The following is a 19,844-nucleotide window of genomic DNA, read 5'->3' as shown; positions in this document are numbered from 1 at the left end:
GGGCGCGGGGCCGAGCGCGAACGGCGACGGCGCCTCGGGGGCAGGCCCGAACGCGAACGGCGAGGGCCCGCCGGCCTCGGGGCCCGCGTCGGGCGGCGGGAGCGGGATGCTGCCGGTGCCGCCCGGCGGGGGCAGCGGGATCCCTTCGGTGCCGGGCGGCGGGGCCGCCGGCGCGGGGAGCGGCACGCCGGCGGTGGTGGCGGCTCCCCCGGGCAGGGGAACGGCCGCGCCGGCCTCGTCGGGCCGCCGCACCGGAAAGGACTGGTGACATCTGGGACACCGGACCTTGACGCCGGCCGGCGTGACCCGCGCGTCGTCGATCTTGTACGCGGCGTTGCAGTGCGGGCAGGTCACCCTCATGGCGTCGTCCGGGGCAGCGGGGCTCGTGGTGTGGATCCAGGAATCCCCAGGATTCTCGCGACCGTAACACCGCCCCCGCGCCCCATTCAAGGCGACACTGCCGCCGTCCCGCCGGGGCCGCGCACGTGGTAGGACCGGGGCATGGCCGAGCTGTCCGAGGCGATCAAGGCACGGCTCCGCGCCTGGACGTTCGCGCTCGGCGGCCCCGGGACGCGCAGCCGGCTGGAGAAGCTCACCCCGCCGCGCAACGAGTACGGGGTCGATCCCTACGGCTTCGACAGCGAGTACGCGGTGGCCGCCATCGCGCCGCTCCTGTGGCTGTACCGCAAGTACTTCCGCGTCCAGGTCCACGGCCTCGAGAACCTGCCGACCGAGGGCCGGGTGGTGCTCGTCTCGAACCACTCCGGCCAGCTCCCCTTCGACGCGGCCATGATCGAGGTCGCCTGCCTCATCGAGCTCGACCCGCCGCGCGCGGTGCGGGCGCTGGTGGAGCGCTGGGTGCCGACGCTGCCGTTCGTCTCCACGTTCATGGCCCGCTGCGGGCAGATCGTCGGGACGCCGGAGAACTGCCGGCGGCTGCTCGCGGCGGACGAGGCGATCCTGGTGTTCCCGGAGGGCGTGCGCGGCCTCAACAAGCCGTTCAGCCAGCGCTACCAGCTGCAGCGCTTCGGCGCCGGGTTCCTGCGGCTCGCGCTCGAGTCGGGCGCGCCGGTGGTGCCCATCGGCGTGGTGGGCGCGGAGGAGCAGGCGCCGGCGCTCTTCGACCTGAAGCCGCTCGCGAAGCTGCTCTCCTTCCCTGCCTTCCCCATCACCCCGACCGTCCTGCCCTTCCCGCTGCCCTCGCGCTACCACATCCACTTCGGCGCCCCCATGCGCTTCCAGGGCTCGCCCGACGAGGAGGACGAGGCGCTCGAGCGCAAGGTGGCGGAGGTGGAGGCGGCGGTGCGGGGGCTGCTCGCGCGCGGCCTGGCCGAGCGCGAGCACGTCTACTGGTAGCGAACATGCCCGCCGACCCCGTCACCTTCCCCGGCATGCCGCGCACCGTCCTCGTCACCGGGATCTCCGGGAACCTGGGGCGCGCGCTCGCGAAGCACCTGCACACCGAGACGCAGGTGGTGGGGCTCGACCGCCGCGCCTTCCCGGGCAAGCCCAAGGACATCGACCACCACCAGGCGGACCTGCGCAAGGCGCGCTCCGAGGACGCGTTCCGCCGCCGGCGCGTGGACGCGGTGATCCACATGGGCATCATGCACGATCCGCGCATGCCGTTCAGCGAGGCCCACAGCTTCAACGTGGTGGGCACGCAGCGGCTGCTCGAGCTGTGCGTGCGCCACGGGGTCAAGAAGGTGGTGGTGCTCTCCTCGGCGAACGTCTACGGGCCGCGCCCGCAGAACTCGAACTTCCTGCCGGAGGAGACGCCGCTCATGGGCGCCGACCGGGCCAGCGACGTGCGCGACCTCGTCGAGGTGGACATGTACGCGCAGTCGTTCATGTGGCGTCACCCCGAGCTCGAGACGGTGATCGTGCGGCCGGTGAACATCGTCGGCCCGACCGTGCGCAACGCGCCCAGCAACTACCTGCGCCTCGAGTCGCCGCTCACGGTGATGGGCTTCGACCCGATGCTGCAGCTCATCCACGAGGAGGACGTCTGCCGGGCGCTGGTGCTGGCGCTCCGGCCCGGGCTGCGCGGCGTCTTCAACGTGTCGGGGCCGGGCGAGGTGCCGCTCTCGGCGGTGCTGCGCGAGCTGGGGCGCGGGCCCATCCCCGTCCCGCACCCGCTCATCCGCCCGCTCGTCCGGCGGCTGTTCGACGCCCGCCTGACCAGCTTCCCGCCGGACGAGGTGGACCACATCCAGTACCTCTGCGTGGTGGACGGCTCGCGCTTCGCCCGGGAGGCGGGGTGGGCCCCCCGTTTCTCCATGCGCGAGACCATCCGCAGCGTGCTCTGAGGGCGGCCCCGCGTTATCGTCGCCCCATGCGTGCCCCTGCCCTGCTGCGCCTCTCCGTCCTGTGCGCCGGCCTGCTCGCGGCCGCCGCCGCGCGCGCCCAGGACGTGCCCTTCGAGCCCTCCGGCGAGATCCGCATCCTGGCCTGGGGCACCATGGGGACGAGCGCCGCCTTCGACGAGGGGCGCGTCGTCGGGCCGACCGTGAACCTCACCCGGCGCGAGGACGGCACCTGGGCCGGCGACCTCGCCGGCCGCAACGTCGCCCTCGAGATCCGCGAGGGCCGGCTCACCGGGGCGAACGTGAACCTGGTGCTCACGCAGAAGGGCGGCGCGACCCACGGCGAGGGGCTCTTCTACGGGGTCCGCTTCCGCTTCGACCTCGACGGCAAGCGGCTCTCGGCCCGCTTCGGCGACTGCACCGTGGACGCGAAGCGCCTCAAGGCGCCGGGCCAGCTCCGCGGCGATGCGGCGTGCCTGCGCCGCGGCGCCTCCTTCCCGTCCAACTCCCGCGCCACCGTGCAGCTCATCGGCGACGCCGCGAACGAGCCGCCGCCGCTGCCGCAGCTCGCGCTCGCGCTGCTCGCCACCATGGCCGGGTGACGGGCCCGCAGGGGTGGCGCACCGGGCGGTTTCCGAACAGAATCCCGCCCGATGACCGATCGCCTCTGCCGTGGCCTCCTCCCGCAGCGCGGCCTCCGCGCCGCCTTCGTCCGCGTGGGCGACACCGCCCGCATGGCGCGCGTGCTCCACGGGCTCTACCCGACGAGCGCCCACCTGTTCGCGCAGGGGCTGGCGGCCGCGGCGCTGCTCGGCGCCCTGCAGAAGGAGCAGGGGCGCGTGAACCTCCAGGTCGAGTGCGACGGCCCGGTGGGCGGGCTGTTCGTGGACGCCGACCGCGACGGCAACGTGCGCGGCTACGTGCGCCGCCCGGCGGTCCACTTCCCCGGGGATCCGGACCGCGCCGCGCGCGCCGCCCTGGGCGGCTCCGGGTTCCTCTCGGTGCTGCGCGACCCGGGGAGCGGCCAGTACTACCGGAGCGCGGTGGACCTCGAGGCGCTCGACCTCGTCGAGGACCTGCGGCGCTGGTTCGCGGCGAGCGAGCAGGTGGAGACGGCGCTCGACCTCGCGGTGGTGGGGCGCGAGGGCGAGCCGCTCGCCGAGGTGGGCGGGCTGCTCCTCCAGAAGCTGCCCGACGGCGACGGGGGCGCGATCCGGGAGGCGCGCGAGCGGCTCGCCTCGGGCGCGCTCCGGGCCGCGCTGGCCCGCGGCGCGACCGCGCAGGAGGTCATCCGCGAGGTGGCCGGGGACGGCTTCGAGCTGCTCGCCGACGAGGAGATCGCGTACCGGTGCGGCTGCAGCCCGGAGCGGGCCCGCGCGGCGGTGTCCGCGCTCGGGCGGGAGGGCATCGAGCAGGTGCTCGCGGAGGAGAAGCAGGCGGTCATCTCCTGCGAGTTCTGCCGCCAGCGGTACGTGATCGGCGAGGCGGAGCTCCGCGACATCGCCCGGCGGCTGGCGGAGCGGGACGCGGAGGGCGGGTAGCGGCGCCATCCGCCCCGCCGCGTGGTAGATTTCGGGCGCCCCGTCACAGGCCGCACGCGGCCCGAGTCCCGGAGGGAGATCATCGCTTCCGCCACGAAGAGGAAGACCGTCCGCAGGCGCCCGCCCGCCCGCGGCAAGGCCGCGCGCGCCGGCGCCGCCGCGCCGCGCAAGGCCGCGCCCCGCAAGCGCGCCGCGCCCCGCGCCAGGCCGAAGCGCCGTCCGGAGCAGCCGCTCGGCATGGGCGTCGCCGACGGCTTCGCCATGGACCGGCTCGCCGCGCCGGCGCAGCTCCGCCGCGCGCCCAAGAAGGCCATGCGCGAGATCGGCTGGGCCGCGTTCGGCGAGGTGGCCCGCGGCCTGGCCGCGCGCATCCACGAGTCCTTCCGGCCCGACGTGGTGGTCGGGATCGCCAAGGGCGGCGTGTTCGTGGGCGGGGCGCTCGCCGCCGCGCTCGGCGCCGAGTTCCAGCCCGTCCGCATCGAGAAGCGCCGCCGCGACGCGGGCGGCCCGGGCGCGCCCGCCGCCGAGCTGCCGGCGCTGACCGGGCGGCGCGTGCTCGTGGTGGACGACGTGGCCGCCACCGGCGCCACGCTCGCCAAGGCGCGCGCGGTGGCGCGCAAGGCCGGGGCGCGCGAGGTGCGCACCGCGGTGCTGGTGGTGCGCCCGAGCGGCGCCCGGCCCGACTTCCACGCGTTCGAGACCGACGAGCTCATCCTGTTCGCCTGGGACTACCAGCTCGACCAGCTGGGCGCGGCGGTGGATCCGGGCGAGGTCGGCGTCTAGCCGGGTCGCGGCGCCGGAGAGCCATGAAGCGCGTCGTCATCGGCACGGCCGGCCACATCGATCACGGGAAGACCTCGCTCGTCCGGGCGCTCACCGGGATCGACACCGACCGGCTCCGCGACGAGAAGCGGCGCGGCATCACCATCGAGCTGGGCTTCGCGCACCTCGCGCTGCCCGACGGCTCGGTGGCCGGCGTGGTGGACGTGCCCGGCCACGAGCGCTTCGTCCGCTCCATGGCGGCGGGCGCGGGCGGCATCGACCTCGTGGTGCTGGTGATCGCGGCGGACGAGGGGGTGATGCCCCAGACCCGCGAGCACCTCGACATCTGCCGGCTGCTGGGCGTGCCGCGGGGCCTGGTCGCCGTCACCAAGGCCGACCTGCTGCCGGAGCTGGGCGCGGACTGGCTGCCGCTCCTGGAGCAGGACGTGCGCGAGGTGACGCGCGGCACGTTCCTGGAGGGCGCGCCCATCGTCCCGGTCTCCTCCGCGACCGGCGAGGGGCTGGACGCGCTGCGCGCCGCGCTGGCGGCGCTCGCGGCCGAGGTGCCGGAGCGGCCCGCCGACGGCCCGCTGTTCCTCCCGGTGGACCGCGCCTTCTCGATGAAGGGCTTCGGCACGGTGATCACCGGGACGCTGCTCTCCGGGCAGATCGCCGAGGGCGACGCGGCCGCGCTCCTGCCCGCCTCGGCGGCCGGCGAAGGGCTGCGGGTCCGCTCGGTCCAGGTGCACGGCAAGCCCACCCCGCGCGCGCTCGCCGGCCAGCGCACCGCGGTGAACCTGCCCGGCATCGAGCCCGCGGCCATCCGGCGCGGCCAGGTGCTGGTCCACCCCGGCGTCGTCCCGGCGTCGTCGATCCTCGACGCGGAGCTGACGCTGCTCGCGGCGGCCCCGAAGCCGCTCCGCCACCGCGCCAAGCTGCTGCTGCACGTGGGCACGGCGCAGGTCCCGGCGGTCGTCTCGCTGCTCGATCGCGCCGAGCTGGCGCCGGGCGCCACCGCCCACGCGCAGCTCCGGCTGGCCGAGCCGGCCGCGGCGCTGCCGGGCCAGCGCTTCATCCTGCGCGGGTTCGCGGTGCTGGAGGGGCGCGGCAAGACGGTCGGCGGCGGCCGGGTGCTCGCGGTGGCGGCGCCGAAGCGCCGCCGCGGGCGACCGGAGTCGCTCGCGCAGCTCGCGGCGCTGGCCGGGCCCGACGCCGAGGCGCGCCTCGCCACGGTGCTCGCCATGGCCGGGCCCGCCGGCCTCGACCTGCCCGCGCTGGTGGGGCGCACCGCGCTCTCCCCGAAGGCGGCGCAGGCCGCGCTCGACCGGCTCGGCGCGCGCGGCGGCGTGGTGCTGTTCGACCGCGAGCGGCGCGCCTACGTGGCCGGGCCGGTGGCGCAGGAGCTGACCCGCCGCATGGCGGCCGGCGTGGCGGCGTTCCACCGCGATCACCCGCTCGCCGCCGGCATGGGGCGCGAGGCGCTGCGCGGGAAGCTGCCGCCGGTGACCGACCCGCGGCTGTTCCAGCGGCTGCTGGCGCAGGCCGCCGAGCGGGGCGACCTGGTGGTGGAGGGCGACCTGGTCCGCGAGCAGGGCCACGCGGCCGCGAGCGGCGAGAGCGCCGGCGGCGCGCTGAAGGAGAAGGTCGCCGCGGCGCTGGCGAAGGGCGGGCTCACGCCGCCGTGGCTGGCCGAGCTGCCCGGCGCGGTGGGCGCGAGCGCGCCGGACGTGCAGGCGGTGCTGAAGCTGCTCGCCGCCGAGGGGCGCGCGCTGCGCGTCTCGTCGGAGCTGTACTTCGACGCCGCGGCGGTGAAGGCGCTCGAGGCGAAGCTGGTGGCCTGGCTGAGGGAGCGCCGGCAGATCACGACGCAGGAGTTCAAGGACCTGGTGGGCGCGACCCGCAAGCACGTCATCCCGCTGGCGGAGTTCTTCGACCGCGAGAAGGTGACGCTGCGGGTGGGCGAGAAGCGGGTGCTGCGCGGCGAGGGACGCTGATGGCGGAGCGGTTCCAGGGCGGCTCGCTGATCGTGCGCGATCGCAAGGTCGTGTACGCGAGCGAGGGCGCCGCGGCGCTCGCCGGCCGGACCGTGGCCACCATGGTGGGCCGGGACGTGCTCGACCTGGTCGCGCCGGAGGACGTGGCGCGCGTGGTGGAGCGGCACGAGCGCCGGCTGCGCGGCGAGGCGGCGCCGGCCGAGTACGAGGTCGGCGTCCTCCTGCCCGACGGCACCCGGCGGCCGGTGGAGCTGCGCGTCCGGGTGCACGGCCCCGACGTCATCGTGGAGGTGCGCGACGCCACCGCGCAGGCCGCCCGGCGCCCGCGCCTCGAGGCGCTCGCGGAGCTGGGCGCGGCGCTCCAGCGCGAGCCCACCGAGGCGGCGGTGCTGGAGCGGCTGCGCGGCGCCGCCGGCGAGCTGTCGGCGCTGGTGCTGCTGGCCCGGCCGGAGGGCGACGGGGTGCGGGTGGACTGGTCGGCGCTCCCGCCCGCGGCGGCGGCGCGACTGGAGCGCGCGCTGGAGCGGCCGCTCGACTCGCATCTCGGGCGCTGGCCGCCCATGTTCCGCGTGGCGTGGGACGCGGGCGCGGCCTACTCCGACGACCTCCCCAACGAGGCGGCCGCGTTCGTGCCGGAGCCGCGCGCCGCGGCGACCCGCGAGGCCATCGCGGCCATCGGGATCGCGCGCGCGGTGGCGGTCCGGGTGGACGCGCGCGCCGGCCCGGCGCTGGTGCTGCTCGTCGCGGCGCGCTGGCTGCGGAGCGAGGACGTGGGCGCGCTCCGGCTGTTCGGCGCGCAGCTCGCCGCGGCGCTCGACGCGGCCCGGACCATCGCCGACCTCTCCCGCCACAACGCGGACCTGGCGCTCCTGAACCGGGTCGGACGGCTGGCGGGCGACGCCCCCGATCTCGACACGTTCTTCGCCGAGGTCACCACCGTGCTGACCTCCGCCACCGGCTGCGTGGTGGTGGCCGTGTACCTGGTGGAGGAGGGCGGCCGCGAGCTGGTCCGCACCTTCGCGAGCGGCACGAGCGCCGAGGTGCAGGCGCGGCTGCAGCGGGTGCCCGTCACCGCGCGGATCGGCGAGGTGCTGCGCGACCGGGCGGCACGCGCCGTCCCGGTGGACGCCGCCGAGGCCGGCGCCGACGCGCTCCGCGCCGAGGGGATCCGCGCCGGCATCTGGGTGCCGCTCGTGGCCCGCGGGCGCGCGGTCGGGGTCATGGTGGCCGCGTTCCGCGAGGAGCTGGACGCGGTGCGGCCCTGGCTGGGCCTGCTCGGCGCGGTCGGCCCGCACGTGGCCAGCGCGGTCGAGACGCAGGGCCTGCTGGGCGCGCTCCGCCGCCGCGTGGCCGAGCTCACGCTCATCAACGACGTGGCCATGGGCAGCGCCCAGCTCGATCCGGTGCTGCTGCTCGACACCTCGCTGCGCCGGGTGGTGGAGACGTTCCAGGCGGACACCGGGGCCGCGTTCGTCCGCGAGGGCGAGCGCCTCGCGCTGGTGGCCGGCCACGGCCTCTCCGCCGAGACGCTGCGGCGGGCCGCGCGGCTCGGGCTGGGCGAGTCGCTGCCCGGCCTGGCGGTGAAGCGCTGCGGGCCGGCCCGGTACCCGGACGACGCCGATCCGACCGCGTTCCAGGTGGCGCGCGCCGAGGGGCTCCAGGCGGCCATGGCGGTCCCGCTGCTCGCCAAGGGCCAGGCCGCGGTGGGCTCGATCGTGCTCGGGCGCCGCACCGCGCGCCCGTTCGCGGAGCGGGAGGTGACGCTGCTCTCGGCCATGGCGGTGCAGATCGGCGTGGCGGTCGAGAACGCGCGCCTGTTCGCCGACGTCCGCCGCCGCCTCTCCGACCTGGAGGCGGTGCACGCCCTCGCGCTGCGCATCTTCGGGAACGCGCCCGGGGACGTGCCGGCGCTGCTCGACGACGGCTGCCGCGAGGTGACGAGCGCCCTCTCCTGCCGCGGCGCCGCGGTGCTGCTGGTGGACGCGCAGGAGCGCTGGCTCCGCGGCGTGGGCGGCTGGGGCGGGCCGCTCCGCGCCGAGGCGCTGCGCATCCCGGCGGGCCAGGACCTGCTGGCGGAGGACGCGCTCCGCCGCGGCGCGCCCGCCTGGACCGAGGACGCCTCGCGCGACCCGCGCAGCGCGCTGTGCGGCCGCGAGGGCCTGCCGCCCACCGCGCTGCTGGTGGTCCCGCTCACCTCCCGCCAGGCCACCCGCGGCGTGCTGTTCCTCTTCGACGACGCCGGGCGCAGCTTCTCGGATCCGGAGCTGGCGCTGGCGAACGCGCTCGCGGGCGAGCTGGCGGTCGGGCTGGAGAACGCCGAGCTGTACGCGGAGGCGAGCCGCCGGGTGGAGGACCTCTCGCTGCTGAACGAGATGAGCCGCACCGTGGCCGGCTCGCTCGACCTCGACCACGTCCTCTCCGAGGGCGTGGACGCGGCGCGGCGGCTGCTCGGCGCCGGGGTGGGCGTCGTCCACCTCTACGACCCGGTCCACCTCTCGCTGCGCGCCGCCGCCATCAGCCAGGGCGGCGCGGCGGCGCTGGAGCGGGCCTCGGCCGCGCTCGCGACCGGCGAGGGGCTGAGCTGGCGCTCGGTGCGCGAGCGGCGCACGTTCGTGGTGGAGGACGCCGAGGCCGAGTCCGCGGGGCTCAACCGGCTGCTGGTCGAGCACCACCGGGCGCGCGCCGCGATCGTGGCGCCGCTCCTGCTGCGCGGCGAGCCGCTGGGCGTGCTGGTGGTGGTGGACACCGAGCGCCCGCGCCGCTTCACGCCGGCGGAGGTGGAGCGGGTCACCGCCGTCGCGAACCAGCTCGCGGTCGCGATCGAGAACGCCCGGCTGTACGCCGAGGCCCGCGGGCGCCTGCACGAGCTCTCCACCGTCATCGACGTGGCGCGGGTGGTGTCCTCGTCGCTCGACCTCGAGGAGGTGCTCTCCGCCGGCGCCGAGCACCTGAAGCAGACGCTGCAGGGCTCCGACTGCACCATCCTGCTCGACGACTACCGGCGCCGCGAGCTGCGGCGCGCGGCGACCCGCGGCGCGCCCATCGGCCCGGCCTCGGTGCCGCTCGCCGATCGGTCGCTGGCGCGCGACGCGCTCGAGGCGCGGACGCCGGTGGCGGGGCGGCTCGCCGAGCCGGGCGTGCCGGACCGGGCGCTGCTGGCGGTGCCGCTCCACGTCCGCGACCACCCGGTGGGCGTGGCGCTGGTGGCCGCCGCCACCATGGACCGGACCTTCTCGCCCGGCGAGCTGTCGCGGGCCATGGCCATCGCCAGCCAGCTCGCGGTGGCGGTGGACAACGCGCGGCTCTACTCCGAGACGCGGCGGCGCGCCGAGGAGCTGGGGCTGCTCCACGAGGTGGGCCGCTCGCTGGTGGCCACGCTCGACTTCGAGCAGGTGCTCGACGCGGGCGTGCGCAACCTGGCGCGCATCGTGGACGCGCCGCGCGCGGCCATCGCGCTCTGCGCCCCGGGCGGCGGGCAGCTCCAGGTGCGGGCGGTCTGGGGCCTCCCGCCCGGCGCCGTCGGCGTCGAGGTGCCGGTGGAGGCCGCCGCCCCGCGGCTCGCCGCCATGGTGTTCGAGCGCCGCGAGCCCATCGCCATCGAGGACGCGGCGCGGGATCCGCGCGTGCGCGAGGACGTGGCCCTCGACCCCTCGATCCGCGCCATGCTCGGCCTGCCGCTGCTGGTGCGCGACCGCTACATCGGCGCCGCGGTGATCCTCGAGACCCGCGGCCCCCGGCGCTTCAGCCCGGCGGAGATCGAGCGCGGGGCGGCGATCGCGAACCAGCTCGCGGTGGCCGCGGAGAACGCGCGGCTCTACGAGGACCTGCGCCGCAGCTACGCCGAGCTGGCGCACGCGCAGCGCCAGCTCATCCAGCAGGAGCGGCTCGCCGCGCTGGGCGAGCTGTCGGCGGTGGTGGCCCACGAGGTGCGCAACCCGCTCGGCGTCATCTTCAACTCGCTCGGCTCGCTGCGGCGCATGCTGCGCCCCCAGGGCGACGCGCGCATGCTGCTCGACATCGTGGGCGAGGAGGCCGACCGGCTCAACCGGATCGTGGGCGACCTGCTCGACTTCGCCCGCCCCTCCACGCCGGAGGTGCGCCCCGAGCCGCTGGACCGGGTGGTGGAGGAGGCGCTCGCCACCGCGCTCGCGCAGAACGGCCAGCCCATCGACGTCCGCCGCGAGGTGGACCCGGCGCTGCCGCAGGTGCCCATGGACGCGCGCCTGGTGCGCCAGGCGGTGGTGAACGTGGCGGTGAACGCGGTGCAGGCCATGCCGCGCGGGGGCCGGCTCACGGTCCGGCTGCGGCGGGACGGGGACGCGGCGGTGCTCGAGCTGGAGGACACCGGCGCGGGCATCCCGGACGAGGTCCGGGGCCGCATCTTCGAGCCGTTCTTCACCACGAAGGCGAGCGGGACCGGCCTCGGGCTGGCGGTGGTGCGGCGGATCGTCGAGGGACACGGCGGCGAGGTGGCCGTGACCAGCCGGCCCGGCGCCGGCACCGCCTTCGCCCTGCGCTTCCCGCTCACCCCGCTCGCGGGGGAAGACGGCGGCCCGGTTGAAAAGGAGGCGGGGATTGGCTGACATTCCGGGTGGCATGATCGACCCCGTTCCGCCGGAGGACGCGCGGGCGCCGCGGATCCCCGAGCCGCCCACCGGCGGCAAGGTGCTGGTCGTCGACGACCAGAAGAACATGCGCGCCACCACCGCCATCCTGCTCCGGCAGGCGGGCCACGCGGTGGAGGAGGCCGAGGACGGCGCGTCCGCGACGCAGCGGGTGCAGCACGAGAGCTTCGACGTCGTGCTCACCGACCTGCGCATGCCCACCGTGGACGGCATGGAGGTGCTGCGGGCGGTGCAGCAGGCCTCGCCCGAGACGCAGGTCATCGTGATGACCGCGTACGGCACCATCGAGTCGGCGGTGGAGGCGATCCGGCGCGGCGCCTACGACTTCCTGGCGAAGCCGTTCAAGGAGAGCGAGGTCCTGCTCCGCGTCTCCAAGGCGCTGGAAAAGCGGCGCCTGCTCGGCGAGGTGAACCTGTTCGCCGAGGAGTTCCGCAAGCGCTACGGCCTCGAGCACATCGTGGGCCGCTCCCCCGCCATGCGCGACGTGCTCGACCGCGTGCTGCGGGTCGCGCCCACCGACGCGACCGTGCTCATCACCGGCGAGTCCGGCACCGGCAAGGAGCTGGTGGCGCGCGCGCTCCACGTCACCAGCCGCCGCAGCGACAAGCCGTTCGTCCCGGTGAACTGCGCCGCCATCACCGACACGCTGCTCGAGTCGGAGCTGTTCGGCCACGCGCGCGGCGCCTTCACCGGCGCCACCCGGGCCCGCCGCGGCCTGTTCGAGGAGGCGAACGGCGGGACGCTGTTCATCGACGAGATCGGCGAGACCTCCCCCGGCTTCCAGGCGAAGCTCTTGCGCGCGCTGCAGGAGGGCGAGATCCGCCGGGTGGGCGAGTCCAGCCCGGTGCAGGTGAACGTGCGGATCATCGCCGCCACCAACCAGGACCTGCGCCGCGCCATCGCCGAGAAGCGGTTCCGGGAGGACCTGTTCTACCGGCTGAACGTGGTGCCGCTGCGCATCCCGCCGCTCCGCGAGCGCCGCGAGGACGTCCCGCTGCTCGCCGCCCACTTCCTGCAGCGCTTCGTGCAGCGCACCGGCAGCGAGCGCGTGCTCACCCCGGAGGCGGTGGCCTCGCTCGTGGCCCACGACTGGCCGGGGAACGTCCGCGAGCTCGAGAACATCATCGAGCAGGCCGCCGCGCTCTGCACCGGCCGCGAGATCCGCGCCGCCGACGTCCAGGTCGAGGCGCGGGCCGCGCCGGCGGCCGGCGCCGGGGTGACGCTCGCCGACGCGGTCGAGGACACCGAGCGCCGGGCCATCACCGCCGCGCTGGTGCGCTGCGGGAACGACCTCGGCCGGGTGGCCCGCGACCTCGGCATCTCCGGCACCACCCTCTGGCGCAAGATGAAGCGGCTCGGCATCGAGGCCCGCGAGCACCCGTCCGTAGGACCCTGATCGGGTCGCACAACCACATCGGGACGGGCATCCGGTCCAGGCCGCTTTTCATTTTTGCAGCGGCGTCTTGCACATCCGAAATCGCACCGGCGCTTTCGAGGGGACCGCACCGGGAGTGGTCCGGCGAGGGCGGCAGGCAAGTGCCCGAATAGAGACGGCATCCTCCGGAGCGAGCGCACCCGTCCTGGCTGGCACCGTCATTGCTCTCTGGGACGGGCGAGAAGTGCAAAGCAGCCTGTTGAAGTAGGTCCCCCCCCGCCACTTCAGCTGCGCTTTGCACTTCTTTTTCTTTTCTCCCGGAAGCGTCCCCATGGCGCAGTGCTTCCTGCTCGTGGACGAGGATCGGAACTTCCGGGAGGCCCTCGCGATCGCGCTCCGGCTGGACGGACACCGGGTCGAGGTGTGCGTGGGCGCCGACGAGGCGCTCGCGCGGCTCGCCGCGGGCGGCGTGGGCTGCTGCCTGGTGGACGCGCACATGCCCGGCGCCGACGAGGTGCTCGCGGCGGCCACCGCCGCCGGCGCGCGCCCGGTCATGACCGGCCCCTACGCCGACGTGCTCGAGCAGGCCGCCCGGCGGCACCCGGCGGCGACCGCGCTGCCGAAGCCGTTCCGCGCGGCCGAGCTGGCCGACGCCGGCCGCGCCGCGCACTAGCTCCGCCGCACCCTCGCCCGCGACGGGCGCCGCCCGGAGACGGCGGCGCGGCGGCCCGGTCGCCCCGGCCGCCGCGCGAGAGGTGGGGCGTGCGCCGCCCGCTACAGGATGATGGCGCTCGCGGCCTGGGCCAGCCGCACCATCGGGTCGGCCACCACGCCGAGCAGGACCACCACCGCCACCGCCGCGGCGAGCGCGATGGTGAGCGACGTCGCCGAGAGCACCACCTCGCCGGCCTCGTCCTTCGACGGCAGGAAGTACATGTAGAGGACGACGCGCAGGTAGTAGTACGCGCCGAGCACGCTGGTGAGCACGCCCAGCACCGCCAGGCCGTAGAGGCCGGCGCCCATGGCCGCCTTGAAGATGTAGAACTTCCCGATGAAGCCGGCGGTGGGCGGCACGCCCGCGAGCGAGAACAGGAACACCGCCATGGCGAACGCGAGCGCCGGGCGGCGCCGCGCCAGGCCGGCGAAGCGATCCAGGTCCCAGGCGTCGGCCGGCTCGAAGTCGCCCCGGGTCCGCCGCTCCAGCGCCCCGACCACCGCGAACGCGCCGATGACGGTGGCGGTGTAGGCCGCGAGATAGAACAGCAGGCCCGCGAGCGCCTTGTCGCGCGCGCCCGCCACCACCGCGGAGACCACGCCCACCAGCAGGTAGCCGGCGTGGCCGATCGACGAGTACGCCAGCATCCGCTTCACGCTGCGCTGCGGCAGCGCGAGCAGGTTGCCGAAGATCATCGTGAGCACGGCCAGGGCGGAGAGCACCGTGCCGAGCGAGGTGGACATGGCGGCCGAGCCGCTCTCGGTGGCCAGGAACAGGCGGACCAGCACCGCGAAGGCGGCCGTCTTCACGCCGGCGGCCATGAACGCGGTCACCGGGGTGGGCGCGCCCTCGTAGACGTCGGGCGTCCAGGCGTGGAACGGGACGGCGGCGATCTTGAACGCGACGCCGCCGGCCACCAGCGCGATGCCGGCGAGGTAGAGCGCCGAGCCCTGCCCGCGCGGCAGGAGCGAGAACAGCGTCGAGCCCGAGGCGCCGTAGAGCAGCGCCGACCCGTAGAGCAGGAGCGCCGAGGAGATCGAGCCGAGCACCACGTACTTGAAGGCCGCCTCGGCGGGCTTCTTGCCGCGCCGCAGGAAGGCGGCGAGGCAGTACGTGGAGAGGCTCATCACCTCGACCGCGATGAACGCGATGAGGAGGTCGGTGGCCATCCCCAGCAGCACCATGCCGGCGGTGCCGAACAGCGCGAGCGCGTAGAACTCGCCGCGCTCGGAGTTGCGGGCGTTCAGCCAGCTCTGGCCCACCAGGGCCGAGAGCGCCAGGCCGGCGCAGAGCACCACCGTGACGAAGGCGGAGAAGCTGTCCACCACCGCCTGGCGCCCGAACACGTTGCCGGGCACCGGCATCCAGGCGGCGTACGCCGCGGCGGCGGCCGCGAACACCATGGTCAGGTAGGCCTGGTAGGCCCGCCGGCCCGAGGTGAGGAACACCTCGGTCATCAGCAGGACCAGCGCCCCCATCGTGAGGATCGCCACCGGGACCAGCGCGACGAAGTCCTGGATCGGGAAGCCGCTCATGTCAGTAGTTCCCTCCGGGCTGCTGGAGCGGGACCGGCGCCGGCGCGGGGAGCGGGGCGGGCTCCGCCGCCGGGGCCGGCGCGGGCGCGCGGACCATCACCGCCGGCACCGCGGTGCCCACCTGCGGCCCCTTGCCGAGGCGCGCCTCGGCCACCTGGAAGCGCTGGATGAGGCGGTCCACCGCCGGCTTGGCCGGCGCCAGGAACGGCCCGGGCAGCAGGCCCATCACCACGATCAGCGCGATCATCGGGGCGAGCACGAAGCCCTCGCGGACGGAGAGGTCCGGGAGGTGGTGGTTCTCGGGGTTCTGGTTCGGCCCGAAGAACACCTTCTCCACCAGCAGCAGCATGTAGACCGCGCCCAGGATGACGCCCAGCGCCGCGACGGTGGCGAACACCGCCGAGCCGCCCAGGCGCGAGAGCCAGGTGCCGGACAGGATCAGGAACTCGCCCACGAAGCCGTTGGTTCCGGGGAGGCCGATCGAGGAGAGCGTCACGATCACGAACGCCGCCGCGATCACCGGCACGCGCTTGGCGATGCCGCCGTACTCGGAGATGAGGCGGGTGTGGCGCCGCTCGTAGAGCATGCCGACCAGGAGGAACAGCGCGCCGGTGGACACGCCGTGGTTCAGCATCTGGTAGACGGACCCGGTCATCCCCTCGGCGGAGAGGGCCATCAGGCCCAGCATCACGAAGCCGAGGTGGGAGACCGAGGAGTAGGCCACCAGCCGCTTCATGTCGGTCTGCACGAGCGACATGAGCGCGCCGTAGATGATGCCGATGACCGCCAGCACCGCGACCAGGTTGCGGTGCTGCAGCGCCGCCTCCGGGAAGAGCGGCAGCGCGTAGCGGAAGAAGCCGAAGGTGCCCATCTTCAGGAGCACGCCGGCCAGGATCACCGAGCCGGCGGTGGGCGCCTCGGTGTGCGCGTCCGGCAGCCAGGTGTGCAGCGGGAACATCGGCACCTTGACCGCGAACGCCAGCGCGAACGCGAGGAACAGCCAGCTCGCGGCGCCGGGCGTCACCGCCAGCGCGCGCCGGGCCTCGACGTAGTCGAAGGTGCCGCCGTCGTGGAAGTACACGTACAGGATGGCGAGCAGCATCAGCACGCTCGCCGCGAACGTGTACACGAAGAACTTCACCGTCGCGTAGAGGCGGTTCTGCGAGCCCCAGATCCCGATGAGCAGGTACATCGGGATGAGCATCGCCTCCCAGAACACGTAGAAGAGCACCAGGTCGAGCGCGATGAAGGTGCCGAGCATGGCGCTCTCGAGCACCAGCAGCGCGATCATGAACTCCTTCACGCGGTCGCCCACCGCCTTCCAGGCGGAGAGGACCACCACCGGCATGAGCACGGTGGTGAGCATGAACAGGAGCAGCGCGACGCCGTCGATGCCGACGTGGAAGCCGATGCCGATGGTGGGCATCCACGGGACCATGAGCTCGAACTGGAACTCGGGCGCGCCCGGGCTCGCGTCGAAGCCGAACCAGAGCCCCAGCGACAGCGCGAACGTGACGAGCGAGACCACCAGCGCGAGCGCCCGGTGCTGCGACGGCTCGTCCCGCGGGACGAGCACCATCGCGAGCGCGCCGAGCAGCGGGAGGAAGGTGACGACGGTGAGCAGGTTCACGAGCTAGCGCCCTCCTGCGCCGACCACGGTCCAGAGGATGACGGCCGCGGCGACCACCATGATCGCGGCGTAGCGCTGCACGTCGCCGTTCTGGGCGAGCCGGAGCACCGACCCGGCGTACCCGACCAGCCGGGCCACGCCGTTCACCACCAGGCCGTCGATGGCGAACACGTCCACGATGCGCCAGAGCAGGTAGGCGGCGGTCTTGAGCGGCTCGATGACCACCATCTGGTACAGCTCGTCCACCCGGAACTTGTCCACCGCGAACTGGTACAGGCGCGGGAACGTGCGGGCCAGGGTGGCCGGGGCGGTGCGGAGCGCGCCCGCGTACATGAGGTACGCGACCAGCGTGCCCACCGCGGCGAGCGCCCAGGCCACCGCGAACGGCCAGGCGGGGTGCGCGCCGGCGTGCAGGTGGCCGACCTCGTGGAGCTGCTCGGTGCCGGCCGCGAACACCGGCTCGGTGAACCGCGCGAACACCTCGGCGAGCGGGCCGTGACCGGGGAGGCCGAGCAGCAGCGCCACGATGGAGAGGATCGCGAGCACCCACAGCGGCAGGTACATCACCGGCGAGGACTCGTGCGCGTGCTCGGCGGCCGCGGTGCGCGGCTTGCCGGTGAAGGTCAGGAAGAACAGGCGCGACATGTAGAACGCGGTGCCGAGCGCGGCGAGCGAGCCGAGCACGTACGCGATCTGGCCGACCTGGTGCCAGGCCGGGTTGTGGCTGAACAGCGCGTTCCCGAGGATGGCGTCCTTCGAGAAGAAGCCGGACAGCGGCACGAAGCCGGTGATGGCCAGGGTGGCGATGCCGAAGGTGGCCGCGGTGTGCGGCATCTTCTTCGCGAGGCCGCCCATGTTCCGGATGTCGGTGTCCTCGTGCATCCCGTGCATCACCGAGCCGGCGCCGAGGAACAGGCACGCCTTGAAGAACGCGTGGGTGACGAGGTGCAGCACGCCGGCCCACCAGGCGCCGACGCCGACGCCGATGAACATGAAGCCGAGCTGGCTGACGGTGGAATAGGCCAGGACCTTCTTGATGTCGGTCTGGACGAACGCGATCATCGCCGCGAACAGCGCGGTGAGCGCGCCCACCAGCGTCACCGTGGCCATGGCCGCCGGGGCGAGCGAGAACAGGTACGCGTTGCGCGCCACCAGGTACACGCCGGCGGTCACCATGGTGGCGGCGTGGATCAGGGCGGAGACCGGCGTCGGGCCGGCCATCGCGTCGGGGAGCCACACGTAGAGCGGCAGCTGGGCGCTCTTGCCGCAGGCGCCCACGAACAGGCCGATGAGCGCGAAGGTGATGGCGGCCTGGTAGGTGCGGCCGGCGAACACGCCGGTCTGGATCGCGGCGGCCGGGTCGACGCCGTGCGCGAGCGACTGCAGGTCGGCGTAGCCGACCGTGCCGAAGATCGAGAACAGCGCGAAGACCCCGATCAGGAAGCCGAAGTCGCCGATGCGGTTGGTGACGAACGCCTTGCGGCCCGCGAACGCCTTGGCCGGGTCGGTGTACCAGAACCCGATCAGCAGGTAGCTGCAGAGGCCCACGCCCTCCCACCCGACGAAGGTGAGGATGAGCGAGTCGCCGAGGACGAGCGTGAGCATCGCCGCGACGAACAGGTTCAGGTACGTGAAGAAGCGCGCGTAGCCCGCGTCGTCCTCGTGCGACATGTACGACGCCGAGTAGACGTGGATGAGCGTGCCCACGCCGGTGACGACCATGATCATCGTCGCCGACAGGCGGTCCACCAGCAGGCCCCAGCCGATCGAGACGATCGTGCGGCCGTCGGCGCCGGTCACCTGGATCCAGGGCTCACCCCGGAAGCGGAGCACCGTGCCCGTCAGCGCGTGGTAGAACGCGACCGACGAGACGAGGAACGCGCCCACCATCACGCCGATGGCGATCACCGTCACGTTCCCGCGGCCGAGCCTCCGGCCGGTGAGACCGTTGACGATCGCTCCCGCGAGCGGGAACAGGATGATGGCCCACAGATAGGACTCTGCCGCAGCGGGAGAGGGTACGATCGAGGGCATAGAGTGGGGCGAAGGATTACCTTCATAGAGCCGCTCTAGCAAGGGTCTTGTCGGCCGAAAACCTCCGGGAGCAAGCGGACATGACCACTCCAAAATTCGTCCCCGGGCCGGCCGGCTCGGCCTTGCGAGGGCTCCCGCGGACGGATCGGCTGGTGGAGGCGGCGGATCGCGCGGGCATGGTCGAGGCGCTCGGCCGCGGCCCGGTCCTCGAGGCCGTCCGGGCCGAGCTGGACCGCCACCGGGCGGCGGTGCTGGCGGGGGAGCCCTGCCCCTCCCCGGAGGCGATCGAGGCAGGGCTGCTGGACCGGCTCCGGGAGGACGCCCGGGGGTCGCTCCGGCCGGTCGTCAACGCCACCGGCGTCGTGATCCACACCAACCTCGGCCGGGCGCCGCTGTCGGACGACGCCATCGCGGCCATGGGCCGGGCGGCCCGGGGCTACACGAACCTCGAGTACGACCTCGCGGAGGGCGAGCGGGGGGACCGGTACGGCCACGCCGAGGCGCCGCTGTGCCGGCTGACCGGCGCCGAGGCGGCGGTGGCGGTGAACAACAACGCCTCGGCCGTCATGCTGGCGCTCGCGGCGCTCATGGACGCGGCGCCGGACCGGTCGGGCGGCGGGGAGGCGGGGGTGCGCCCGCTGGCCGCACCCGGCCGCGGGGAGGCGGAGGCGGGCCTGCCCGAGGTGATCGTGTCGCGCGGGCAGCTCGTCGAGATCGGCGGCGGCTTCCGCATCCCCGACGTGCTGCGCCGCTCCGGGGCCGCGCTCGTCGAGGTGGGGACCACCAACCGGACCTACCTGCGCGATCACGAGGCGGCGGTCGGCCCGCGCACGCGCATCCTCCTGGCGGTGCACCGGTCCAACTTCCGCCTGTCCGGCTTCGTGCACGACACGCCGCTGGAGGAGCTGGTGGACCTCGGCCGCCGGCGCGCGCTGTGGGTGGTGGACGACCTGGGCTCGGGCACGCTCCTCGAGACGGCGCCGTTCGGCCTGGGCGTCGAGCCGACCGTGCAGGAGCGGATCCGCGCCGGCGCGGACCTGGTGTGCTTCTCCGGCGACAAGCTCCTGGGCGGCCCGCAGGCGGGGATCCTGTGCGGCACGCGCGAGGCGATCGCGCGCGTGAAGCGCCACCCGCTCATGCGCGCGCTCCGGGTGGACAAGGTGACGCTCGCGGCGCTCTCGGCGACGCTCGCGCACTACGAGCGCGGCGAGGCGCTGGAGAAGGTGCCGGTGTGGCGCGCCATCGCCGCGGGTCCGGAGGCGCTCGAGGCGCGCGCCCGCGGCTGGCTCGCGGCGCTCGGGCCGGCCGGCGCCGGCTGCGCGGTGCG

At 74.8% G+C, this 19,844-nt stretch carries 14 protein-coding genes; 10 read left to right on the top strand and 4 right to left on the bottom strand.

Translation table 11 applies throughout. The features are described from left to right. Positions 1-360 (bottom strand): zinc-ribbon domain-containing protein (locus PSR1_RS12310; RefSeq protein ID WP_193388356.1); only part of this gene is annotated, 360 nt, incomplete at its 3' end. A gap of 141 nt (positions 361-501) precedes the next feature. On the opposite strand from PSR1_RS12310, the gene PSR1_RS12305 reads away from it, so the two are divergent. The 9 genes from PSR1_RS12305 (at position 502) to PSR1_RS12265 (ending at position 13,276) form a co-directional block, all read left to right on the top strand. Next, entirely contained in the window at positions 502-1,356 is an 855-nt protein-coding gene (locus PSR1_RS12305; protein ID WP_059437856.1) for a lysophospholipid acyltransferase family protein, read from the top strand. Between the two features lie 5 nt (positions 1,357-1,361). Continuing rightward, positions 1,362-2,309 (top strand): SDR family oxidoreductase, encoded by a 948-nt coding sequence (locus PSR1_RS12300; RefSeq protein ID WP_082100238.1) that lies wholly within the window; start codon positions 1,362-1,364, stop codon positions 2,307-2,309. A 26-nt stretch (positions 2,310-2,335) separates the two neighbouring features. Continuing rightward, positions 2,336-2,908, top strand: coding sequence for a hypothetical protein (locus PSR1_RS12295; RefSeq protein WP_059437855.1), 573 nt, complete (start codon positions 2,336-2,338; stop codon positions 2,906-2,908). Positions 2,909-2,959: 51 nt separating this feature from the next. After that, a complete protein-coding gene (locus PSR1_RS12290; RefSeq protein WP_059437854.1) occupies positions 2,960-3,847 on the top strand; it encodes an Hsp33 family molecular chaperone HslO in 888 nt (295 codons plus the stop codon). Positions 3,848-4,084: 237 nt separating this feature from the next. Then, entirely contained in the window at positions 4,085-4,630 is a 546-nt protein-coding gene (locus tag PSR1_RS12285) for a phosphoribosyltransferase (protein WP_059437859.1), read from the top strand. 23 nt (positions 4,631-4,653) lie between these two features. Next, positions 4,654-6,603: a selenocysteine-specific translation elongation factor gene (gene selB, locus PSR1_RS12280; RefSeq protein WP_059437853.1), complete on the top strand. Its 1,950-nt coding sequence runs from the start codon at positions 4,654-4,656 to the stop codon at positions 6,601-6,603. Beyond that, positions 6,603-11,186 carry a GAF domain-containing protein gene (locus tag PSR1_RS12275; protein WP_059437852.1) on the top strand — a complete coding sequence of 1,528 codons (4,584 nt, stop codon included), beginning with the start codon at positions 6,603-6,605 and terminating at the stop codon, positions 11,184-11,186. The genes selB and PSR1_RS12275 overlap by 1 nt, the downstream gene beginning before the upstream one ends. A gap of 13 nt (positions 11,187-11,199) precedes the next feature. After that, entirely contained in the window at positions 11,200-12,624 is a 1,425-nt protein-coding gene (locus PSR1_RS12270; RefSeq protein WP_237757934.1) for a sigma-54 dependent transcriptional regulator, read from the top strand. 310 nt (positions 12,625-12,934) lie between these two features. After that, the gene (locus PSR1_RS12265; protein ID WP_059437851.1) at positions 12,935-13,276 is read left to right on the top strand and encodes a response regulator; all 342 of its coding nucleotides are present in this window, start codon (positions 12,935-12,937) and stop codon (positions 13,274-13,276) included. Positions 13,277-13,377: 101 nt separating this feature from the next. Here the strand turns inward: PSR1_RS12265 and PSR1_RS12260 are convergent, their stop codons facing one another. From PSR1_RS12260 to nuoL, 3 genes are read right to left on the bottom strand one after another with little or no spacing between them, the layout of a single operon-like run. After that, positions 13,378-14,853 carry an NADH-quinone oxidoreductase subunit N gene (locus PSR1_RS12260; protein WP_059437850.1) on the bottom strand — a complete coding sequence of 492 codons (1,476 nt, stop codon included), beginning with the start codon at positions 14,851-14,853 and terminating at the stop codon, positions 13,378-13,380. Between the two features lies 1 nt (position 14,854). Continuing rightward, the gene (locus PSR1_RS12255) at positions 14,855-16,483 is read right to left on the bottom strand and encodes a NuoM family protein (protein WP_059437849.1); all 1,629 of its coding nucleotides are present in this window, start codon (positions 16,481-16,483) and stop codon (positions 14,855-14,857) included. 3 nt (positions 16,484-16,486) lie between these two features. Next, on the bottom strand, positions 16,487-18,517 hold the full coding sequence (nuoL, locus tag PSR1_RS12250; protein ID WP_059437848.1) for an NADH-quinone oxidoreductase subunit L: 2,031 nt from the start codon (positions 18,515-18,517) through the stop codon (positions 16,487-16,489). An 80-nt stretch (positions 18,518-18,597) separates the two neighbouring features. On the opposite strand from nuoL, the gene selA reads away from it, so the two are divergent. Then, positions 18,598-19,844 (top strand): L-seryl-tRNA(Sec) selenium transferase (gene selA / locus PSR1_RS12245; protein WP_059437857.1); only part of this gene is annotated, 1,247 nt, incomplete at its 3' end.

It is taken from the genome of Anaeromyxobacter sp. PSR-1 (assembly GCF_000964525.1).
In the GTDB taxonomy this organism is placed as follows: domain Bacteria; phylum Myxococcota; class Myxococcia; order Myxococcales; family Anaeromyxobacteraceae; genus Anaeromyxobacter.
This window is presented reverse-complemented; position numbering and strand designations above follow the sequence as displayed.